This window comes from Stenotrophomonas sp. YJH_SMC_25, assembly GCF_059369595.1.
In genome coordinates this window covers 187,739-208,280 of record NZ_JCAFSV010000007.1, presented here as the reverse complement: position 1 = coordinate 208,280, position 20,542 = coordinate 187,739, and the positions used below count along the sequence as shown (strand labels likewise).

Below are 20,542 nucleotides of genomic sequence, written 5' to 3'. Positions count from 1 at the left end.
GGCGCTGGCCGGCAGCCAGGCGGGGGCGCCGGCCAGCGGCCGGCACTACCAGAAAAAAACCCCGGCATTGCCGGGGTTTTTCTTTTTCGCATCTGCCCTGGATCAGGCCGCGTCCTTCATCGTCGCCATGTCGATCACGAAGCGGTAGCGCACATCGTTCTTCGCCATGCGTTCCCAGGCTTCGTTGACGTTCTTGATGTCGATCATCTCCACATCGCTGACGATGCCGTGCTCGGCACAGAAGTCCATCATTTCCTGGGTTTCAGCCATGCCGCCAATCGCCGAGCCGGTCAGGTGCTTGCGGCCGAAGATCACGCTGCCACCGGTCAACGGCGGGTCCAGTTCGGTCAGCACGCCGACCAGGCACATGGTGGCTTCACGCTTGAGCAGGCCCATGTAGGGGTTGGTGTCATGGCCGACCGGGATGGTGTTGAGCAGGAAGTCGAAGCTGCCGGCGTGCGCCTTCATCTGCGCGGCATCGCGCGAGACCAGTACCTCATCGGCGCCCAGGCGCTTGGCGTCGGCACCCTTTTCCGGCGTGGTGGTGATCATCACCACGTGCGCGCCGAGTGCCTTGGCGAACTTCACGCCCATGTGGCCGAGGCCACCGAGGCCGATCACGCCGACCTTCTGGCCCGGGCCGACCTTCCAGTGGCGCAGCGGCGACCAGGTGGTGATGCCGGCGCACAGCAGCGGGGCGGCGGCCTTCAGGTCGAGGGTGTCGGACACCTTCACCACGAAGCGCTGTTCGACCACCACGTGGTCGGAATAGCCGCCGTAGGTCGGCGCGCCGCTTTCGCGTTCACGGCCGTTGTAGGTCCAGGTCGCGCCCTCTGCGCAGTACTGCTCCAGGTCGTGCTCGCAGGCATCGCAGTGGCGGCAGGAGTCGACCATGCAGCCGACGCCGGCGTGGTCCCCGACCTTGAAGCGGGTGACGTTGCTGCCGACCTCGGTCACGCGGCCGATGATCTCGTGGCCCGGCACCATCGGGTAGATCGAGCCACCCCAGTCGTCGCGGGCCTGGTGCAGGTCGGAGTGGCAGATGCCGCTGTAGAGAATCTCGATGCGCACATCGTTCGGGCCGACCGCGCGGCGTTCGAACTCGAAGGGCACCAGCGGGTCGGTATGGGAGTGGGCGGCGTAACCACGGGCGAGGGACATGGGGAATCCTTGGCAGGGTTTGTCGAAAGGCGTTTTACAATACGCCCCGTACCCAGCCGCAAGAAGCACGGATATCGGCATGATTCATCAAGTGAAACTGCACAATCATGGCCACTGACAATCTCACCCACCTGGCTGCGTTCGCGGCGGTCGCCCGTCACCGCAGCTTCCGCCGTGCCGGCGCCGAGCTGGCGCTGTCGACCTCGGCGGTGAGCTATGCGATCCGCGCGCTGGAGGAACGGTTGGGCGTGGGCCTGTTCCATCGCACCACCCGCAGCGTGGCCCTGACCGAGGCCGGGCAGCGCCTGCTGGAACGCCTGCAGCCCGCGCTGGGCCAGGTGAATGACGCGCTGGAGGAGATGAACCAGTTCCGCGCCGCGCCGGCGGGCCTGCTGCGTATCAATGCTACCCGCGCCGCAGTGCCGACCCAGTTGGGGCCACGGCTGGCGCGCTTCCTGCACGCCCATCCCGACGTGCGGGTGGAGCTGACCGAGAACGATGGCCTGGTCGATATCGTTGCCGAAGGCTACGACGCCGGCGTGCGCCTGCACGAGTTCGTACCCGAGGACATGGTGGCGGTGCCGATGGGCCCACCGCTGCGTGGCTTGATTGTCGGCTCGCCGGACTACCTGCGGCGGCGCCCGGCGCCACAGCATCCGCGCGACCTGGCCGCACACGAATGCATCCGCTTCCGCTTCGCCAGCGGGCATCTGTACAAGTGGCAGTTCGAGCGCGGTGGGCAGGCGCTGGAGATCGATGTACCGGGGCGGCTGACGCTGTGCGAGCAGGGCACCGTGGTCAGAGCGGTACTCGATGGCATCGGCCTGGCCTATGTGCTGGAAGACACCGCCCGCCCGTACATCGAATCCGGCCAGATGGTGGCAGTGCTGGAAGACTGGAGCGAACCGTTCGCCGGCTTCGCGCTGTACTACCCGAAGCAGCGGCAGATGCCCGGTGCGTTGCGCGCGTTCGTGGACATGCTGCGCGAGTGAGTTACTGCAGGAGTGCCGACCAACGGTCGGCACCCACCGGGGCAGGCCATTGCCGACCAACGGTCGGCACCCACCGTGGAAGGCCATTGCCGACCAACGAATCGGGACCGGCCGGTAGATCCACGCCACGCGTGGATGGAACAACCTTACGGCGCCTGCAACACCGGCGCCAACAACGCCACGCAGTCGCGCAGGTGCACGTCCACCGGCGCATCCTCGGCCACCACACCGATCACGCGTTCGCGCAGCGGCTCGGCCACGGCCATCGCCAGCAGCAATCGCGCCATGCGAACAGGATCACCCTCGCGCAGCAGCCCACGCTGTTGCTGGCGCGCCAGCCAGTCGGCCAGCAGCGCACGGCCGCGTTCGATGCCGTTGTCCAGATAGGCCTGCAGCAGCGCGTCCTTGCCGGGAAAGTCGGTGGCCAGCAGGCGGAATACCTGCACCGCCTGCGCCGACAGCGCCTGCGCGCACACCGCGTGCAGGATGTCCTGCAGCAACGGCACGACCTCTTGGGCATTGCGCGCATCGCGCTGCAGTTGTGGCGCGAAGCCGTCGGTCCACTCACGCACCGCCAACCCAACCAGTTCCTCGCGGTTGCTGGCGTGGCGGTAGACGGTCTTCTTCGCCACCCCGGCGTGCGCCGCCACCGCTTCGATGGTGGTGGCCTCGTAGCCCTGCGCCAGCAGCAGTTCCAGCGTGGCCTGCAGCACGGCGTGGCGGACTTCGGCTTCCGGCCGCGCAGGGCGGCCGCGGCGGCGGGTCGGTGATGTGGGCTCGGGCACGGTGGTGCTGTTCATTGCGCCCATCTTACCGCATCCGGACAATTGCGAAACGGATAACGTTTCCGTATTGTCGGGACTCCCAACACCGCAGGAGACCCCGATGGATACCGCTGTGAACGCCCGCGCCTGGCTGGACCACCACGATCTGCTTGACCCGGCACCGATGCACCTGGAGACCGGCATCCAGCGCCGCGAAGACGGCACCCTGCTGGTGGCGGTGCGCACCGATCTGCACGGCTGCAAGGGCCGCATGCTCGACTGGTGGTTCACCTTCTTCGAGACCACCCAGCACATCCGCTGGTGGCATCCGGTCGATCATGTCGAGCATCGCGGCTGGGACGAGGCCTGGCAGCGCGGACGCAGCTACCACGGTGCCAGCATCCATGCGGTGGAATCGCTGGCCGACATTCCGCCGGTGGCGGCGCGCCTGAAGTTCCATGACCCGCGCACGCTGCTGGTGCCCGAGCGCCTGCAGGCGGCACAGGATGCAGGCGATGTATCGGCGGTGATCGCCGCGCGCATCGGCTTCGGCGACCACGTCCGCCTGGATGCAAACGGTGATCCCTGCGACGGGCAGATGCTGCACGTGGCGCGTGATACGCCGTTTGGCTGTGTGCTGCGCAGCCGCTTCGTGCTCGGCCTGGACAGCGCCGATCCACGCTGCGATGCCGGCGATGCGGTCGGCCTGGGCCTGCTCAAGCATTGCTACACGGAGTTCAGTTTCCTCTCGCGCCTGCTGCCGTCGCTGTACTACGGCGAGCGCGCCAACGGCGAAGCGGTGCCGTTGCCGTGGTGAACGTGGCGCCTGTCATTCGACCAGCGCGTCGTAGCCTTCGCCACTGAACTGGATCAGGCAGAAGCCGTGGCCGAACGGATCGGCCAGCACGGCGATGTGCCCCCAGCGACGCTCGCGCACGGATTGCTCGAGCGTCGCTCCGGCTGCGACTGCACGTACCAGCGCGGCTTCGATGTCATCCACCACCCAATCCAGGTGCAGCGGCGTCCAATGGCGCTCGTAGTCGCGCACGTCGCCGTCTTCGGTGGCGGCGCTGCCGGCGTCGTTGTGCAGCAGGTAGAGCGGCGTTGGCCCACCGAGCAGCTCCACGGCGCCCGGGCCGAGACGGCGGCCGATGCGCAGGCCGAAGGCCCGGATGTAGAAGTCTTCGGCGGCGGCCAGGTCGGGCACGTCGAGGTTGACGATGAAGCTGTGGGCAGTGGCGTTCATGGCAGCGATGGGCGGCATACGGTGGTCGCAGTCTAGTCCTGCCGCGTGCTGCGACCCGTTCATCTCCTGCGCGGATTCGGGCAAGCTGGGCGGTCTCTATCGACAAGGACATCCATGAGCGCGCTATCCGGCATCGAACAGGCCACCGGCCAGTCCTTCCCGCCCCTGTTCAAGCAGCTGCACGCAGCGGATCGGTTGAGTTGGGGTGCCCCACATCCGGAATGGTCCGAGGTGGTATTCCCGACGCTGCAGGCGGATCCGCCGGTGCTGCTGTATGCCCAGGACTATGAGCCCCTGGAGGACGATGAGCTGCTCGAGGCGTGGCAGGAGTTGACTGCGGAGGATCATTACGATCCCCTGCGCACTGACCTGCAGTTGCTGCCCTTTGCGCGGACCGGCGGTGGCGACAGCTACTGCTTCTGGAGCAACGCGCCCGGCTTTGCCGAGCCCCCCGTCGTGCTGGTGTGGCATGACGATGATCGTGCCGATGTGCTGGCGGCCAGCTATCAGGATTTCCTGTTCCGCAAGATGGTCGAAGCCGTTGCTGACTACCAGGGGCCGTACACGCTGCTGTCGCACGGCGAGCTGGCCAGCAACCTGCGGCGCTGGCTGCAGAGCCACCAGCCGTTCCTGCGCGATGACCAGTACGCAGCCCTGCAGCGGCTGTTCGCCCGCGTTGACGATATCGCTGAAGGAAACATCAGCGACGAGGATGCACAGGCCATCGTCGCTGAGGTGATCGGCTTCGAGCGGTTGGACGAGTCGTTCGCCTACGTGCGCGAGGACGCCTGAAGGCCGGGGTCGGATCCGCGCGCAGCGTGGCTCTGACGCCTTGTGCGCCGAACAGGGGTCAGAGCCCTTTCCGTTGGAAAGGGCTCCGACCCCGTGGGGGATCAGCCCGCGGCCGGGTAGTCGAGGTAGCCTGCTTCGCCGCCACCGTAATAGGTGCTGCGGTCGGGCGTGGCCAACGCGATGTTGCGCTGCAGGCGTTCGACCAGATCCGGGTTGGCGATGAACGGCTGGCCGAACGCGGCCAGGTCGATGGTGCCCGCTTCGACCAGCTGCAGGGCGCGTTCGCGGGTCATGCCACCTGCCAGGATGACGGTGCCACCGTAGGCCTGCTTGAACTGCCGCAGGAACGCCTCGCCCAGCACCGACCGGCCCGCCTGCAGGTTGTCGTTGAGGTGCACGTAGGCCAGCCCACGCTTGCCCAGTTCCTCGGCCAGGTACAGATAGGTGGCTTCGTTGTCGGGGTAGAACGGCATGTCGAAGGTGAGGTTGTTCGGTGCCAGGCGCACACCGATGCGATGCGCACCGATACGCTGCGCCATCGCATCGACGGTCTCCAGGATCAAGCGCGCACGATTGGGCAGCGAGCCGCCGTAGCGATCATCACGCTGGTTGATGAGCGGGTTGAGGAACTGCTCGAACAGGTAACCGTTGGCGGCATGCAGTTCGATGCCGTCGAAGCCGGCCGCAATGGCGTTGTCCGCCCCGCGCACAAAGTCGTCGACGATACCGGGGATCTCCGCAGTCTCCAGTGCACGTGCCGGAGTGGGATCGGCGTGGCCGCGGCTGCCATCGTCCAGGTACACGAACGAGGTGTTCTTCGGTGCGCTGGCCACCGGGCGGGTACCGGCGCTGACCGGTTGCCCACCGCCGGGCTGCAGCGAGGAATGCGACATGCGGCCGACGTGCCAGAGCTGGGCGAAGATCGTGCCCTGTGCGGCATGCACCGCCTCGGTGACACGCTTCCACCCGGCCACCTGCTCGGCCGACCAGATGCCCGGCACGTCGATGTAGCCCTGGCCCTGCGGCGAGACAGGCGTGCCTTCGCTGATGATCAGGCCGGCGCTGGCGCGCTGCCGGTAGTACTGCGCGGTGAGTTCGTTGGCGACCGCTCCGGGGTTGCGGGCACGGGTCATCGGCGCCATCGCGATGCGGTTGCGCAGGGAAGTGCCTGCAAGGTCGAAGGGGCGGAACAGGGCGGCGGTCATGTCGGTCATCTCGATGCGGGGGAAGGCGCCAGCGGCGCGATGCACACAGGATGGAGTTGACATGCGGGCGCATAAAGCGCTTCGATCTCCCTGGGTGCGGGACTATTTGTCCCCAATGGAGCGCGAACGATGCTGCCGCTGGAATCGTTGAATGGCCTGGTCACGTTCGTCACCACGGCCCGCTCAGGCAGCTTCACCGAGGCCGCCGACGCGCTGGGCATCTCGCGCTCGGCGGTGGGCAAGGCCATCGCCCGGCTGGAAGCGCGGCTGGGGGTGCGCCTGTTCCACCGCACCACGCGGCGCATCGCGCTGACCACCGATGGCGAGGCGTACTACGCATCGTGCGCGGCGGCGCTGGAAGAAATCTCCGCCGCCGAGGCCTGCCTGGGTTCGGCCGGCCTGCCCAGCGGGCGGCTGCGCATCGACATGCCATCCTCGTTCGGGCGCCTGGTGGTGCTGCCGGTGCTGTTGCGGCTGTGCCGGCAGTACCCGGACCTGCAGTTGACGATGACCTTCACCGATCATTTCGTCGATCCCGTCGAGGAAGGCATCGACCTGCTGATCCGCTTCGGCGGGCTGCACCAGGCCGAGCATCTGGTGGCGCGGCGGCTGGGGCGCCAGCGACTGGTCACCTGCGCATCGCCAGAGTATCTGCAGGCGCACGGCGTGCCGCGCACGGTGGAGGAACTGGCGCAGCACCGCAGCATTGTTGGCTTCCGCCACGGGCAACCGGTGTGGTGGCGGATCGGTAGCGAGGAGGACGAAGGGACATTCATCCCGAATGCGCCGTATCAACTCAATGACGGCGACGCGGTGATCGAGGCGGCCATCGCCGGGCTTGGTATCTGCCAGATGCCGGTTTCACTGGTGCGCCGCCACCTGGATTCCGGCGCGCTGCGGTCGGTGCTGGATGCGCACATGCAACGGCACATCGATATCCACGCGTTGTGGCCACCGACACGCCACCTGCGGCCCAAGGTGCGCTACGTGGTGGATGAGCTGGCGCGGTTGGCGGGTGAGGGATTGTTTGATTGAGCGTAGGGCTTCAGTAGCTGACGATCCGGGCGGACGTGTCTTCGCCTTCCTGAAGTGCTTCAAACACCTCGGCCAGAAGCGCGATCAGATCGCGCCCATGTGAGGTGACGAAGTAGGTCGCCAGGCTGTCGATATCACCAGCGATATCGTCTCCCCACGGTGGACGCTGGGTTCGATCCTCGAACGACCATATGACACGGGCTGGCGCAAGCTCGGCCAGCTCTCGGCGGGCCCCATGTAGTTCGGCCAGCGCGGCGGCAGCATCTGATTGCTGCAGTCTGCCGGCGTATAGCTGATTCAAGAGGATAGGGAATCGACTTGCCCAGCCATTCGGCTCCAGGTTGCCGGATATGGTCGAGAAGAAGGCATAGAGAAACGCACCACTACCGATCTCATCGGTGATGCGCCCGAGTTGGATGCCAACACCCATTGCCTGGTTCCTGATTCTGCCGATCCCACAGCATGCCCGATGCGTTTACGGGAGAAGCGCAATTGCTGTAAGTGATTGATATGAATGGATTCAGCGGCACTATCGCGGAGGCGGGAGATGCCATTTCCGTCACTTTGCCAACACGTGTGTATACTATCCCCCAGTATAGTTCCGAGGTGGCCCGCCATGCCGCACTCCCCCGAAGAGAAGAAAAAGGTCCTGGCCCGCGTGCGCCGCATCCGCGGCCAGTGCGATGCGCTGGACCGCGCGCTGGAAGCCGGCGCCGACTGCGGGCCGGTGCTGCAGCAGATCGCCGCCATCCGTGGCGCGGTCAACGGCCTGATGTCCGAGGTGATGGAGGCTCATCTGCGCGAGGAGTTCGGGCAACCCGCAGCCTCCGATGAACAACGCGCCGAACGCGTGCGCGACATGAGCGCGTTGATCCGCTCGTACCTGAAGTAAACGACGGCGCAACATGGCGCCGCCCATCCTGTCATTGCCTGTCTCTGGAGAATCCACCCATGAAATCCCGTGCCGCCGTCGCCTTTGGTCCCGGCCAGCCGCTGCAGATCGTCGAGATCGACGTCGCCCCGCCGAAGGCAGGCGAGGTGCTGGTGAAGATCACCCATACCGGTGTCTGCCACACCGATGCGTTCACCCTGTCCGGCGATGACCCGGAAGGCCTGTTCCCGGTGGTGCTGGGCCATGAAGGTGCCGGCATCGTGGTGGAGGTCGGCGAGGGTGTGACCAGCGTCAAGCCCGGCGACCACGTGATTCCGCTGTACACCGCCGAGTGCGGCGAGTGCCTGTTCTGCAAGAGCGGCAAGACCAACCTGTGCGTGGCCGTGCGCGCCACCCAGGGCAAGGGTGTGATGCCCGATGGCACCAGCCGCTTCAGCTACAACGGTGAGCCGCTGTACCACTACATGGGTTGCTCGACCTTCAGCGAGTACACCGTCGTTGCCGAAGTCTCGCTGGCCAAGATCAACCCGGACGCCAACCCGGAACATGTCTGCCTGCTCGGCTGCGGCGTCACCACCGGCATCGGCGCGGTACACAACACCGCCAAGGTGCAGGAAGGCGACAGCGTGGCCGTGTTCGGCCTCGGTGGCATCGGCCTGGCGGTGATCCAGGGTGCACGCCAGGCCAAGGCCGGCCGCATCATCGCGGTGGACACCAACCCGTCCAAGTTCGAGCTGGCGCGCGAATTCGGTGCCACCGACTGCATCAATCCGAAGGATTTCGACAAGCCGATCCAGCAGGTCATCGTTGAAATGACCACCTGGGGCGTGGACCACAGCTTCGAGTGCATCGGCAACGTCAACGTGATGCGCGCGGCGCTGGAATGCGCGCACCGTGGCTGGGGCCAGAGCGTGGTGATCGGCGTGGCCGGTTCGGGCCAGGAGATCTCCACCCGTCCGTTCCAGCTGGTGACCGGGCGCAAGTGGATGGGCACCGCCTTCGGCGGCGTGAAGGGCCGCAGCCAGCTGCCGGGCATGGTCGAGGATGCGATGAAGGGCGATATCGAACTGGCTCCGTTCGTCACCCACACCATGGACCTGGACAAGATCAACGACGCCTTCGACCTGATGCATGAAGGCAAGTCGATCCGTTCGGTGGTCCACTACTGAGCCGCGTCATGGGCTGGTTCGATGCCCTGCGCCGGCCGCGTGCGGAAGACCCGCGCGCGGCCCTGGTGGTGCCGATCGAGCAGGCGTTGCGTGCGCTGGGCTGGGTCGACGGCGAGGTGGGACCACCGCGTGCGGTGACTTCGGCCTTCGGCAGCGACGATGGCATGCCGTTCGAGCAGTGGCTTGCGCAGGTATTCCTGCCGCGCCTGCACGAAGCCCGCGCCGACGGCCAGTGGCCACCACGCAGCGACGTGGCGGTGGCGGCGTATCGCAACCTGGACGGCCAGCCTGGCGTCGAATCATTGCTGCGCCTGCTGGCACAGCTGGATGAACGGATCAACCAAGGCATCCACGCCGGGCGTGGATAACCCGACCAAGGTCGGCATCTACCAGAAGCACGCGTGCGCTGACGCGCCGCGCAGGAGAGCACCATGGAACGCATTGAACACCGCGCATGTTTTGGCGGCTGGCAGGACGTCTACCGCCATCATTCGACCACGCTGGGCTGCGACATGCAGTTCGCCGTGTACCTGCCACCGCAGGCGGAAACACAGAAGCTGCCGGTGCTGTACTGGCTGAGCGGCCTGACCTGCACCGAGCAGAATTTCATCACCAAGGCCGGCGCGCAGCGTTATGCGGCCGAGCACGGTGTGATCATCGTCGCGCCCGACACCAGCCCGCGCGGTGATGACGTAGCCGATGCCGAGGGCTACGACCTGGGCAAGGGGGCAGGGTTCTACCTCAATGCCACCCGCGCACCGTGGGCGAAGCACTACCGCATGCATGACTACGTGGCGCAGGAGCTGCCGGCGCTGATCGAGGCGAACTTCGCGGTGACCAACGCGCGCGCGATCAGTGGCCATTCGATGGGCGGCCATGGCGCGCTGGTGATCGCGCTGCGTAACCCCGGGCGCTATCGCAGCGTGTCGGCGTTTTCGCCGATCGTCGCGCCCAGCCACGTGCCGTGGGGGCAGAAGGCCTTCCATGCCTATCTGGGCGACAACCCGGCCGACTGGGCGCAATGGGATGCCTGCGAGCTGATCGCTATGGCTGACGAGCGCCTGCCGCTGCTGGTCGACCAGGGCGAGGCGGACGAGTTCCTGCAGACCCAGCTGCAGCCGCAGCGCCTGCAGCAGGCCTGCGATGCCGCCGGCCATCCGCTGACCTTGCGCCTGCAGCCCGGCTACGACCACAGCTACTACTTCATCGCCAGCTTCATCGGCGAGCACATCGCCCACCACGCCCGCGCCCTGCAGGGCTGAGCGCCCTGGGAAAAAGGGGACGGAGGGGATTAAGTCGCATTTGCCGCTGTGCCGCAAACGACTTAATCCCCTCCGTCCCCTTTTTCAGCGATGGATCACACCCTTATGGCGCCGCCCCGCGCTATCGTGCGCGTAGACGGCCTTGCGGATCGGGGGGATGCATGCCGGTAGTGCTGGCGCTGCTGTATGTGCTGTGCCATGGCCTGGTGCTGGCCCTGTGGCCTGGCCCCGCCGGGGTCGGCTCCTTCGTTTTCCTGACCGGCGCCCCGTTGCTGGCGGCGGCCGCCTGCCTGTGGCGGGCCCGCCGCGACCGCGCGGCACTGGGGTGGCGCGCCACGGCATTGGCACTGCTGCTGTGGGCCGGCGGCATGGCGTTCAACATGATCGACGCCTTGGGCGCCGGGCGTGCCGATTTCACCCCGCGCGCAAGCCTGTTCCTGTACGTGCTGTATGGAGTGCCCCTGGTGTTCATCCTGGCCCGGGCACGCCGCGAGCGCCTGAGCATCAGCCTGATCGACGCGGCGATGGCGGCGCTGCTGGGTGTGCTGTTCTTCGTGCACACCGCATCGTTCGCCGCCCGTGTCGAGGTCGACGCCCATGCGATGTCCAACATGCAGCGCATGTTCGACATCCAGAACCTGTGTATCGCCGCGTTCGCCGTGGTGCGATGGCTGGCCGGCGACGTGCCCGAACGGCGCAGGTTCTTCCGCGCACTGGCGCTGTACGCACTGGCCTATCTGCTGGTGGCCTACTACATCAACCACTACACCTCCGATGATGCATTCGGTGCGTTCAACGATCTGCTGATCGACGTACCTTTTCTGCTGATCGCCTGCTTGGCGCTGGACACGGCGCCGGACACAGGCACCACGGCACACCCGCGGCTGGCGAGGACGGTGCAGGCCGCCGGTCCGATCATCCTGCCATTGCTGCTGCTGGTGGTCGGCACGCTGGTGGTCGATCATGCGCGGCCGTTGGCCGTTGCCGGCTTCGTCGTAGCCACCCTTGGCTTCGGCCTGCGCAGCGTCCTGCTGCAGACCGATCTTCTGGAACGCCAGGCAGCACTGGATCAACTGGCGCGGCAGGATGGCCTGACCGGCGTGGCCAACCGCCGCGAGTTCGACGCACGGCTGACGTCCGAGTGGAATCGCGCACGGCGCAGCGGCACCGAGCTGGGCCTGCTGCTGGTGGATATCGACCACTTCAAGGCCTTCAACGACCAGCACGGCCATCCGGCCGGTGATCGTTGCCTGCAGGCGGTGGCCGGGGTGCTGAAGGTCATAGCCGGTCGCGGTGGTGACAGCGTTGCGCGTTATGGCGGTGAAGAGTTCGCCGTCATCGTGCCCGGAAGCCCGTTGTCGGGCGTGCTGGCGCTGGCCGAGCGGCTGCGCGAAGCGGTCGAAGCGCTGCCATTGCCGGAAGGCCCGGTCAGCATCAGCGTCGGCGTGGGTTACCTGCATCCGCCGGCTCTGGCCAGTGCCGATCAGTTGCTGGCAGACGCCGATGCCGGCCTGTATGCCGCCAAGCGGGCTGGCCGCAACCAGGTGATCCTGCATGCGCACGTGCTGGATGACGAGGGCAGCACGCACGGAACGATGGACTGCTGAGCAGCTCTCTGCATGCGATCACACGGGGGGGCGCGACGGCTTATCGCTGCCGCAACCAGCCGGTCGGATCGAGCAGCCTCAGCCCGACCGGTGACAACGAGCGTTGTCGCAACGGCAGGTTTGCCGCCTGCACGGCCATCGCACAGCGTGCCAGTTGCCGGCGCAACGGTGCCAGCGTGTCGTCTTCGCGGGGCCGCGCATGCCGCCATTGTGCGATGCGCAGCAGGCAGACCAGCAGGTCCAGCTCGCTGGCGGCAATGAAGGGAGAGCCGGCCGGCAGCAGATCGATCGGAGCGGCGGGGGTGGCCAGCAGGGGCAGCAGGCCGATGAAGGCGTCGCATCCCTCCTGGCCAAGCCCGAGTCCGCTCAGCTGGGCAAGGCCATTGGCCTGCAGATCGGGGTCGCGCAACTGCCGTATCGCGCCCAGCAGCGCCTGTTCGCCGCGGCCGAACTGTCGACCGAAGGCGCGGTAGTTGACCCGGGTGGGAAACAACGGGGAACGGGAGGCCATGGTGGCTAGGGCTGTGGGTCGCGGGTTTCCACCAGCACCGGACAGGGCGCGTGGTCGATGGTCCATTGCCCGATCGAGGGTTCGAACAGGCGTTCCAGCCGGGACAGGTGGCGGTGGCCGATGACGATCAGGTCGCACTTCAGGCGCCGGGCCTGCTCGCTGATCACTTCGCCCGGGTCGCCGGAGGGAATCTGCGCGATGGCGTCGACGCCGCGTTCGCGCAGCTCGGCCAGGGCTTCGGCCAGCACCGCTTCGGCCCGCGAGCGCTGGCGGGCGGCTTCCGGGTACTCGATGCGGTCGGCTTCGCTGGCATCGGCCGCCAGCGCGAATTCGGGGTCGAGCACGCACAGCAGGTGCAGGCGGCTGTGGGGGCCGGCGATGGCGGCGGCCAGGTCCAGCACGCGCGCGTGCTGGGGGCCACCATCCAGGGCGACCAGCAGGGTATTGAACATGGATGTCTCCTTGGCAGGCCGGGGATGGTCGCCGATGTCACCGCGCGCACCCATGCCGTGCGCGGCAGTCAATGAATGCGTCTAACGCAATCCACCGTGGTTGCAAGTGCCGTAAAGTCATCTGATTTACTGGAGACTGTCATGCCCCTGCCGGACCTGAACCTGTTGCTGGCACTGGACGTGCTGATTGACGAATGCAGCGTGGCCGCCGCCGCGCGCCGGATGAACCTGAGCGCGCCGGCGATGAGCCGTACCCTGGGCCGGATCCGCACCGCGCTGGGCGACCCGGTGCTGGTGCGTGCCGGCCGCGGTCTGGCGCCCACGCCCCGCGCCCTGCAGCTGCGCGAGCAGGTCCGCGATGTGATCGAGCAGGCCCACCGCGTCTTCAACGCCGGTCGTGAAGTGGACATGCGCGTGCTCGAGCGGACCTTCAGCGTGCGTGCCAATGATGTGTTCGTCGGGGGGTTCGGCGGACGCCTGCGCGAGCTGTTCCGCCAGCAGGCGCCGCGCGCAGTGCTGCGCTTCGTGCCCGAAGGCGATACCGATGACGATGCGATGGCGCAGGGCCGGATCGACCTGTACATCAGCACGGCCGGCAAGCATGCGCCCGATACCAAGGTGCAGAACCTGTTCAGTACCTCGTTCATGGGCGCCGCGCGCGAAGATCATCCGTTGTTCGATGAGGAGATCAGCGCCGAGCGTTTTGCCGCCTGCGACCACATCGCGGTGTCGCGCCGCGGCTTGCCGCGCGGTCCGATCGACGATGATCTGGCCGCGCTGGGCCTGCAGCGGCGGGTGGCGCTGATCAGCCCGACCTTCCACGGCGCGATCTTCGCGGCGGCCGAATCGGACCTGATCCTGCCGCAGATGCCGAGCGTGATGCTGGAGCGGATCGTCAGCATGCGCCTGCCGCTGCGCCTGTTCCCGCTGCCGATCCCGGTGCGGACCGCCGCCATCGTGCAGGCCTGGCATCCACGCCTGGACAACGACGCCGCCCACCAGTGGCTGCGGCGGTCGATCAAGACCATGTGCGAAAGCGCAGGGGAGGCCCCGCGCTGACATCTGCATGCGTGCGCCTGGCGCACGCCTGGGATGCGGGTTGCGCCATTTTTCGCAGGGTACCGGCTCCCTAGACTGCGCTCCCCGGAGTTTCACTGAGCGCATTCCAATGACCCCCAACATGCCGTGCACCGCACGGATAGGTGCCCGGCGATGAGTACGCCGGCCGCCGCTGTCCCGGCCGCCGCAGCGCCCCGTCCTGCCGCCGCCCCCGGGCTCGATCGCCGCATTCTGGTCGGCCTGTGTGGCGTGCTGCTGGCGGTGCTGGTGTCGGGCTTCAACGAGAACATCACCAAGGTCGCCCTGGCCGACATCCGTGGCGCGATGGGTTTCAGCGTCGACGACGGCAGCTGGGTCGTCGCCCTCTACAGCGCGATGTCGGTCAGCGCGATGGCCTTCGCACCGTGGTGTGCCGCCACCTTCTCGCTGCGCCGCTTCGCATTGGCGATGATCGGTGGCTTCATGGTGCTGGGCGTGCTGTGCCCGCTTGCCCCGAATCTGCAGGTGTTCCTGCTGCTGCGCGCGCTGCAGGGCCTGTGCGGTGGCGCGCTGCCGCCGCTGCTGATGAGCGTGGCGCTGCGCTTCCTGCCCCCGGGCATCAAGCTGTATGGCCTGGCCGGCTACGCACTGACGGCGACGTTCGGCCCGAGCATGGGCACGCCGCTGGCCGCGTTCTGGGTCGAGCAGGTGGGCTGGCACTGGGCGTTCTGGCAGATCGTGCCGTACTGCCTGGCCGCCATGGCGATGGTCGGCTGGGGCCTGCCTCAGGACCCGCTGCGGCTGGAACGCTTCGCCCAGTTCGATGGCGTCGGCCTGCTGCTGGGCCTGCCGGCGCTGGTGCTGCTGGTGCTGGGCCTGGTGCAGGGCCCGCGCCTGAACTGGTTCGACTCGCCGATGATCACGCTGATGATCGGTGGCGGTGCCGGCCTGATGGTGCTGTTCATGATCAATGAATGGTTCCATCCGCTGCCGTTCTTCAAGCTGCAGCTGCTGGCCAACCGCAATCTCAGCTACTCGCTGGTGACGCTGGGCGGCGTGCTGTTCGTGCTGCTGGCAGTGATCTCGATCCCGTCCGGGTTCCTGGCCAGCGTGCAGGGCTACCGGCCGCTGCAGACCGCACCGATGCTGCTGTGGGTGGCGCTGCCGCAGGTGATCGCGCTGCCGCTGGTGGCGGCGCTGCTGAACATCCGCGCGGTGGACTGCCGCTGGGTGCAGGCCACGGGCCTGGCGATGCTGGCGCTGGCCTGCTGGCTGGGCTCGCACCTGGACGTGGCCTGGATCCGCGACAACTTCCTGTGGGTGCAGCTGCTGCAGGTGTTCGCGCAACCGATGGCGGTGCTGCCGCTGCTGATGCTGGCCACCGGCGGCCTGGCGCCGCAGGACGGCCCGTTCGCCTCGGCCTGGTTCAACACGGTCAAGGGCTTCGCTGCCGTGCTCGCCGGTGGCGTGCTGGATGCCGTCGCCCAGGGCCGCCGTCATTTCCATTCCACCGTGCTGGTCGACCGCCTTGGCGAGCAACCGTGGCTGGCCGATGGCCCGCAGCTGGGCGCGCGCCTGCATGCACAGGTACAGGCGCTGACTTCGGCCGACCTGTACTGGGTGGTCGCACTGGTGGCGCTGGCCTTCATTCCCCTCATTGCCTGGATGCCCACCCGCATCCATCCGCCACGTGCCGTGGCCTGAACCTTTCGCAGGAACCCCCTCATGACGATCAATCGAACCACCCTCAACACCGGCCTGGGCCTGGGCGTGCTGGCCCTGGCCGTCGGCGCGTGGCTGCTGCTGCGCGATGGCGGTCACCAGACCACCAACAATGCGTACGTGGTGGCCGACTACACCCTGGTAGCGCCGAAGATTCCCGGCTTCGTCAGTGCCGTGGAAGTCGAGGACAACCAGTCGGTGAAGGCCGGTGATGTGCTGGCCCGCATCGACGACCGCGACTACCAGGTCGCCCTGCAGGCGGCCCGTGCCGACCTCGCCAATGCCCGTGCACAGCTGGCCAATGCGCAGGCCGCACTGGCCCAGCAGGACTCGTTGATCGCGCAGGCCAGGGCCAGTGTCGATGTCAGCCGTTCCGAACTGACCCTGGCCAGTGCCGACCAGCAGCGTTACCGCGAACTGGCCCGTGACGGCGCCGGTACCGTGCAGAACGCGCAGCAGGCGCAGTCGAAGCAGGCCGTGGCCAGTGCGCATCTGCAGCAGGGCCAGGCCGCGCTGTCGACCGCACGCCAGCGCACCGACATCCTCAGCGCGGGCGTGCAGGCTGCACAGGCGGCGGTGCAGCGTGCGGAAGCGGCGCAGGCGCGCGCCGAACTGGATCTGTCGCACACCGTGCTGCGCGCACCGATCGATGGCATGGTCGGTCGCCGCGCGGTGCGCGTGGGTGCCTACCTGACGCCGGGTACGCCGGTGGCCGCGGTGGTGCCGCTGAAGCGCGCCTTCGTGGTCGCCAACTTCCAGGAAACGCAGATGACCCGCATGCAGGCCGGCCAGCAGGTCGAACTGAAGGTGGACGTATTCCCGGGCAAGCCGCTGCGCGGGCACATCGACAGCATTGCACCAGCCACCGGCGTCACCTTTGCTGCCGTCGCACCAGAGAACGCCACCGGCAACTTCACCAAGGTGGTGCAGCGCATTCCGGTGAAGATCGTGCTGGAGCCGGGCCAGCCGCTGCTGGACCAGCTGCGTGCCGGCATGTCGGTGGAAGCCAGCGTTGACCTGGGCAGCCGCGCGCGCGCGCAGAGCGTGCAGCACAGTCCGGGCCACAAGAGCGGGGAGGGCGCATGAGCGCAGTCACCGTGTTCCGCACCTTCGTTGCGGCCAGCCTGTGCACGGCCCTGGCTGCCTGCACGATGGGTCCGGACTTCGTACGCCCGCAGGCGGAACTGCCCAGCCACTGGCAGGGTGAGGCCGTCGCCGGCAACGCCATCGACCAGGACGCGGCCTGGTGGGCCGGTTTCGACGATCCGCTGCTGGGGCAGCTGGCCAACCAGGTGCTGGCGGCCAACCTGGACCTGCAGCTGGCGGCCAACCGCGTGCAGCAGAGCCGTGCTGCACGCGGCATCACCGCCGCCGATCGCCTGCCCAGCGTCAGCGCGAGCGCCAGTGGCGTGCGTGCACGCAACAGCGAGGTGGGCCTGAATGATCCGTCCGGCAACGGCGGCCGTGATGACTACGGGCTGTTCCAGACCGGTATCGGCCTGAGCTGGGAACTGGACCTGTGGGGCCGCGTGCGGCGCCAGGTGGAAGCGGCCGACGCGCGCGTGCAGATGGCCGAGGAGGATGCACATGCAGTGCGCATCGCGCTGCTGGCGGAAACCGCGCGTGATTACCTGCAGCTGCGCGCGACGCGGCAGCTGCTGGCGATCACCGAGGACAACCTCAGCATCGCCCACGACATCAAACGCCTGACCGAAGCACGCCAACGCCAGGGTGTGGCCAGCACGCTGCAGGTGTCCAGCGCGGCCGCGCAGGTGGCATCGCTGCAGGCACGCATCGCGCCGTTGCGGCATCGCGAATCGCAGCTGCGCAATGCGCTGGCGTTCCTGCTGGCGCAGCCGCCGCAGGCGCTGGACGCGCAGCTGCAGGATGCACGCCGTGACTGGCCGGCGTTGCCGGCCGTAGCGATGGGGCTGCCCAGTGAACTGGCCGAGCGTCGCCCGGACATCCGTCGTGCCGAAGCGGCACTGCATGCGGCAACGGCAGGCATCGGCGTGGCCAAGGCCAGTTTCCTGCCGCGCATCACCTTGAATGGCGACGCAGGCTTCCAGGCCAAGCAGCTCGATGATCTGGATGGCTGGAACGCGCACCGTTTCAGCATCGGTCCGTCGATCAGCCTGCCGATCTTCCAGGGCGGACGGCTGAAGGCCAATCTTGCGCTGAGCAGGCTGCAGCAGCAACAGTCGGCCCTGCAGTTCCGCCGTACCGTGCTGCAGGCATGGCACGAAGTGGATGACGCCATGGATGGCTACAGTGCCGAGCAGCAGCGCACGGTGCAGCTGCACGTGGCAGTGGATGAGAGCGAGACGGCACTGGGGGCGGCGCGCCGGCAGTACCAGGCCGGCGTGGTCGACATGCTGGACGTGCTGACCACCCAGCGCATCGCACTGGACAACCAGGCCGCGCTGGCCAACAGCCAGGCCACCGCCGCGATCGCGCGTGTAGAGCTGTACCGCGCGCTGGGTGGAGGCTGGTAGTGCCGGCCGCTGGCCGGCACCTTCATGGATGTTGCGGTTGCCGGCCAGCGGCCGGCACTACCTCGCGTCCCGGTAGTTGCCGACCCAGGTTGGCACCTACCAGAGCAGGGCTTCAACGCACGTCGCGCAGTTCCCAGTGGCTGCCGGCCAGCAGGCGCAGGCGCTGCTTGAACACATCACTGTCGATGCGGGTGGTGGCGACCAGGTTGATGCGCAGGTCCTTCTGCTCGCCGGTCACGGTGGCGTCCGGATCGGTCACGCCCCACTGCGGTTCCACCGCGTCCGGGTCGGGCTGCTTGGCCTTCCAGCGCTCGAACAGCGTGCCGCTGCGCAGGGCATCCTGCAGCTCTTCGGCGAAACCGGCGGCGCCCTGCGAGTGGAAGGACAGGTCAGGGTCATTGCCACGGGCCTTGGACGGGTCGGGCAGGCTGATGTGGTACTGCGCAGGCATGGAGTTCTCCTTGAAGTGCGGCAAGACTGGCACAACCGCAGTGGAATCGATGTGCAGATTCCGGCCGTGGCCAGCGCTCATTCGAACCGATGCGGCCCATCGGCGAAGCCTACGGTGACCGCGCCCTTGCCGACGTTGACCATGCCGGTCAGGCTCATCACCGATTCGTACACGGTCACGCCATGGGTGGCGCAGACCTCTTTCAACTGTGCGTAGCCGGGCAGGGCACGCAGCTCGTCCAGTTCTCCGCCGTAGCTGACGCACACCGTCGGCGTCATCAGTCCGGCACGTACGCGCTGGCCGACCACCGCGAACAGCTTCTGCACGGCATTGTCGAAGCCCTTGATCTTGGCTACCGGCCCGGTTTCGCCGCGGTAGCCGTGCAGCACCGGCTTGATGTCCAGCGCGCTGCCCAGCGCCGCACTGAGCAGGCCGACACTGCGGTCGCCCTTGTGCCGTGCGCGCGCACGCATGTAGTACAGGTCACGGGTGACCATGTAGCCGTGCACGTTGCCGGCCAGTTCCTCCAGCCGCTCGCGGATCTGCTGCACGCTGGCGTTGCTCTCGCGCAGGCGCACGGCTTCCACCGCCGTAACCGCCTGCGCGGCGAACAGGTTCTGGGTATCGAGCACGCGCAGCGCGAACGGTGAGTTGTAGCCTGCCGCCTGGCGCACCGGCTTGTAGTCGTTGAGGATGGCGAAGCTGGCCTGCAGCGCGTTGTCATGGATCGGGCTGCGGGTCTTGGTGATGGTCATGCAGAACACGTGGTCGTAATCGATCACCAGCTGCTGCAGGAACAGGTCGCGGATCTGGTTGACACTGAAGGGAATGGTTTCCGCCTCGGCGCCGTGTTCGGCCACGTGCGCGTGCAGGAAGCTCAGGGTGGCCTGCTCATCGCGGTGATCGGCCAGCACGGCTTCGCCGATGCGGACGGTGATCGGCAGCAGCACGATGTTGTGCTCGGCAATGAAGTCCTGCGGCAGGTCGCAGGCCGAGTCGACGACGATTCCGATGCGCATCCGCGGCTCCCCCTCCAGGGCGGTTGTAGGTTCGGAAACGTGAAATCTATCTCAAAACCAGAGCCCGCGCCCGAGGGAAAGGCGCCACCCCTGTTCAGCGATCGCGCTGTACCGCCACCGGCAGGCTGTCCAGGCGTTGCCATTCGGGCTGCTGCAGCAGGGCAGGATCGGCCAGCACGGCCGCCATCAGCGGATGGGCGTCGTTGCCCCAGAACAGTTCCTGGTCGATGGCCAGGGTCGGGACCCCGAACACCCCGGCGCCGATTGCGGCCTCGGTGTTGCGCCGCAGCTGTTCCTTGACCGCCGGGGCGGCGATGGCGCTGGCGACATCCTCGATGCCCAGCTGCGCACCCGGTTCGCGCAGGGCCTCGGCGCTGTCACCGGCATGGCCGTCGCGCCAAATCCAGTCGAACAGCACGTCCACCGCCTGTGCGCTGGCTCCGGCGGCCAGGCACAGGCGCAGCGCCGACAACGGATTGAACGGATGGCCGGGCGGGAAGCGCATCGGCGTGCCCTCGGCCTGCGCGGTCCATTGCAGCTGGCGGTACATGAAACGGCGCTTGGCCGGAATCTCGGCCGGCCCGAGATTGCCCAGGTGATGCAGCACCGCGCCGAAGGCGATCGGCACGGTCTGGATCTGCGCGAACTGCGGCAACTGTTTCAGCTTCTGCCAGTGCAGGTAGGAGTAGGGCGAGACGAAGTCGAAGTACCAGCGCAGGGTGGCCATGG

At 67.4% G+C, this 20,542-nt stretch carries 23 protein-coding genes; 13 read left to right on the top strand and 10 right to left on the bottom strand.

The genetic code is table 11. The annotated features are described in order from the left end of the window. Positions 1-102 precede the first annotated feature (102 nt). Positions 103-1,161 (bottom strand): NAD(P)-dependent alcohol dehydrogenase, encoded by a 1,059-nt coding sequence (locus AC5P7E_RS11725; RefSeq protein ID WP_114618207.1) that lies wholly within the window; start codon positions 1,159-1,161, stop codon positions 103-105. A gap of 107 nt (positions 1,162-1,268) precedes the next feature. On the opposite strand from AC5P7E_RS11725, the gene AC5P7E_RS11720 reads away from it, so the two are divergent. Continuing rightward, positions 1,269-2,153: a LysR family transcriptional regulator gene (locus AC5P7E_RS11720; RefSeq protein ID WP_024956058.1), complete on the top strand. Its 885-nt coding sequence runs from the start codon at positions 1,269-1,271 to the stop codon at positions 2,151-2,153. A 146-nt stretch (positions 2,154-2,299) separates the two neighbouring features. On the opposite strand, the gene AC5P7E_RS11715 is transcribed toward AC5P7E_RS11720, so the two are convergent. Beyond that, positions 2,300-2,962: a TetR/AcrR family transcriptional regulator gene (locus AC5P7E_RS11715; protein ID WP_005411015.1), complete on the bottom strand. Its 663-nt coding sequence runs from the start codon at positions 2,960-2,962 to the stop codon at positions 2,300-2,302. Between the two features lie 76 nt (positions 2,963-3,038). Between AC5P7E_RS11715 and AC5P7E_RS11710 the strand changes: the two genes are divergently transcribed. Next, on the top strand, positions 3,039-3,734 hold the full coding sequence (locus tag AC5P7E_RS11710; RefSeq protein WP_109338091.1) for a DAPG hydrolase family protein: 696 nt from the start codon (positions 3,039-3,041) through the stop codon (positions 3,732-3,734). 12 nt (positions 3,735-3,746) lie between these two features. On the opposite strand, the gene AC5P7E_RS11705 is transcribed toward AC5P7E_RS11710, so the two are convergent. After that, positions 3,747-4,163: a VOC family protein gene (locus AC5P7E_RS11705; protein ID WP_049403557.1), complete on the bottom strand. Its 417-nt coding sequence runs from the start codon at positions 4,161-4,163 to the stop codon at positions 3,747-3,749. A gap of 114 nt (positions 4,164-4,277) precedes the next feature. On the opposite strand from AC5P7E_RS11705, the gene AC5P7E_RS11700 reads away from it, so the two are divergent. After that, entirely contained in the window at positions 4,278-4,955 is a 678-nt protein-coding gene (locus AC5P7E_RS11700; protein ID WP_109338092.1) for an SMI1/KNR4 family protein, read from the top strand. 101 nt (positions 4,956-5,056) lie between these two features. On the opposite strand, the gene AC5P7E_RS11695 is transcribed toward AC5P7E_RS11700, so the two are convergent. Continuing rightward, on the bottom strand, positions 5,057-6,160 hold the full coding sequence (locus AC5P7E_RS11695) for an alkene reductase (protein WP_099484757.1): 1,104 nt from the start codon (positions 6,158-6,160) through the stop codon (positions 5,057-5,059). 129 nt (positions 6,161-6,289) lie between these two features. Between AC5P7E_RS11695 and AC5P7E_RS11690 the strand changes: the two genes are divergently transcribed. Next, positions 6,290-7,195: a LysR family transcriptional regulator gene (locus tag AC5P7E_RS11690; protein WP_100438111.1), complete on the top strand. Its 906-nt coding sequence runs from the start codon at positions 6,290-6,292 to the stop codon at positions 7,193-7,195. A gap of 10 nt (positions 7,196-7,205) precedes the next feature. Here the strand turns inward: AC5P7E_RS11690 and AC5P7E_RS11685 are convergent, their stop codons facing one another. After that, entirely contained in the window at positions 7,206-7,625 is a 420-nt protein-coding gene (locus AC5P7E_RS11685) for an Imm70 family immunity protein (RefSeq protein WP_111117773.1), read from the bottom strand. 186 nt (positions 7,626-7,811) lie between these two features. Between AC5P7E_RS11685 and frmR the strand changes: the two genes are divergently transcribed. The 5 genes from frmR (at position 7,812) to AC5P7E_RS11660 (ending at position 12,125) form a co-directional block, all read left to right on the top strand. Then, entirely contained in the window at positions 7,812-8,087 is a 276-nt protein-coding gene (frmR, locus tag AC5P7E_RS11680; protein ID WP_005411009.1) for a formaldehyde-responsive transcriptional repressor FrmR, read from the top strand. Positions 8,088-8,146: 59 nt separating this feature from the next. After that, positions 8,147-9,256: an S-(hydroxymethyl)glutathione dehydrogenase/class III alcohol dehydrogenase gene (locus tag AC5P7E_RS11675; RefSeq protein WP_005411008.1), complete on the top strand. Its 1,110-nt coding sequence runs from the start codon at positions 8,147-8,149 to the stop codon at positions 9,254-9,256. Positions 9,257-9,264: 8 nt separating this feature from the next. After that, positions 9,265-9,624: a YqcC family protein gene (locus tag AC5P7E_RS11670; protein WP_005411007.1), complete on the top strand. Its 360-nt coding sequence runs from the start codon at positions 9,265-9,267 to the stop codon at positions 9,622-9,624. Positions 9,625-9,687: 63 nt separating this feature from the next. Beyond that, on the top strand, positions 9,688-10,518 hold the full coding sequence (gene fghA, locus AC5P7E_RS11665) for an S-formylglutathione hydrolase (protein WP_049459665.1): 831 nt from the start codon (positions 9,688-9,690) through the stop codon (positions 10,516-10,518). Between the two features lie 161 nt (positions 10,519-10,679). Further along, a complete protein-coding gene (locus AC5P7E_RS11660) occupies positions 10,680-12,125 on the top strand; it encodes a GGDEF domain-containing protein (RefSeq protein ID WP_100438109.1) in 1,446 nt (481 codons plus the stop codon). 40 nt (positions 12,126-12,165) lie between these two features. Here the strand turns inward: AC5P7E_RS11660 and AC5P7E_RS11655 are convergent, their stop codons facing one another. Beyond that, positions 12,166-12,636 carry a hypothetical protein gene (locus AC5P7E_RS11655; RefSeq protein ID WP_043034031.1) on the bottom strand — a complete coding sequence of 157 codons (471 nt, stop codon included), beginning with the start codon at positions 12,634-12,636 and terminating at the stop codon, positions 12,166-12,168. Positions 12,637-12,641: 5 nt separating this feature from the next. Then, positions 12,642-13,088 carry a universal stress protein gene (locus tag AC5P7E_RS11650; RefSeq protein ID WP_032129880.1) on the bottom strand — a complete coding sequence of 149 codons (447 nt, stop codon included), beginning with the start codon at positions 13,086-13,088 and terminating at the stop codon, positions 12,642-12,644. Between the two features lie 141 nt (positions 13,089-13,229). On the opposite strand from AC5P7E_RS11650, the gene AC5P7E_RS11645 reads away from it, so the two are divergent. The 4 genes from AC5P7E_RS11645 (at position 13,230) to AC5P7E_RS11630 (ending at position 18,343) form a co-directional block, all read left to right on the top strand. Then, positions 13,230-14,147, top strand: a complete 918-nt coding sequence (locus AC5P7E_RS11645) for a LysR family transcriptional regulator (RefSeq protein WP_005411002.1) — start codon at positions 13,230-13,232, stop codon at positions 14,145-14,147. A gap of 153 nt (positions 14,148-14,300) precedes the next feature. Continuing rightward, entirely contained in the window at positions 14,301-15,830 is a 1,530-nt protein-coding gene (locus tag AC5P7E_RS11640) for an MFS transporter (protein ID WP_033835214.1), read from the top strand. A 21-nt stretch (positions 15,831-15,851) separates the two neighbouring features. Then, positions 15,852-16,934, top strand: a complete 1,083-nt coding sequence (locus tag AC5P7E_RS11635) for an HlyD family secretion protein (protein WP_012481236.1) — start codon at positions 15,852-15,854, stop codon at positions 16,932-16,934. After that, a complete protein-coding gene (locus AC5P7E_RS11630) occupies positions 16,931-18,343 on the top strand; it encodes an efflux transporter outer membrane subunit (RefSeq protein ID WP_114618206.1) in 1,413 nt (470 codons plus the stop codon). The genes AC5P7E_RS11635 and AC5P7E_RS11630 overlap by 4 nt, the downstream gene beginning before the upstream one ends. Positions 18,344-18,455: 112 nt before the next feature. Here AC5P7E_RS11630 and AC5P7E_RS11625 read toward each other — a convergent pair whose 3' ends face one another. The 3 genes from AC5P7E_RS11625 to AC5P7E_RS11615 all read right to left on the bottom strand — a co-directional run bounded on the left by AC5P7E_RS11625 (position 18,456) and on the right by AC5P7E_RS11615 (position 20,540). Next, the gene (locus tag AC5P7E_RS11625; RefSeq protein ID WP_005414449.1) at positions 18,456-18,794 is read right to left on the bottom strand and encodes a hypothetical protein; all 339 of its coding nucleotides are present in this window, start codon (positions 18,792-18,794) and stop codon (positions 18,456-18,458) included. Between the two features lie 77 nt (positions 18,795-18,871). Next, positions 18,872-19,813 (bottom strand): DegV family protein, encoded by a 942-nt coding sequence (locus AC5P7E_RS11620; RefSeq protein ID WP_005410997.1) that lies wholly within the window; start codon positions 19,811-19,813, stop codon positions 18,872-18,874. Positions 19,814-19,907: 94 nt separating this feature from the next. Beyond that, on the bottom strand, positions 19,908-20,540 hold the full coding sequence (locus AC5P7E_RS11615; RefSeq protein WP_005414448.1) for a 2-hydroxychromene-2-carboxylate isomerase: 633 nt from the start codon (positions 20,538-20,540) through the stop codon (positions 19,908-19,910). Between the last annotated feature and the right edge of the window lie 2 nt (positions 20,541-20,542).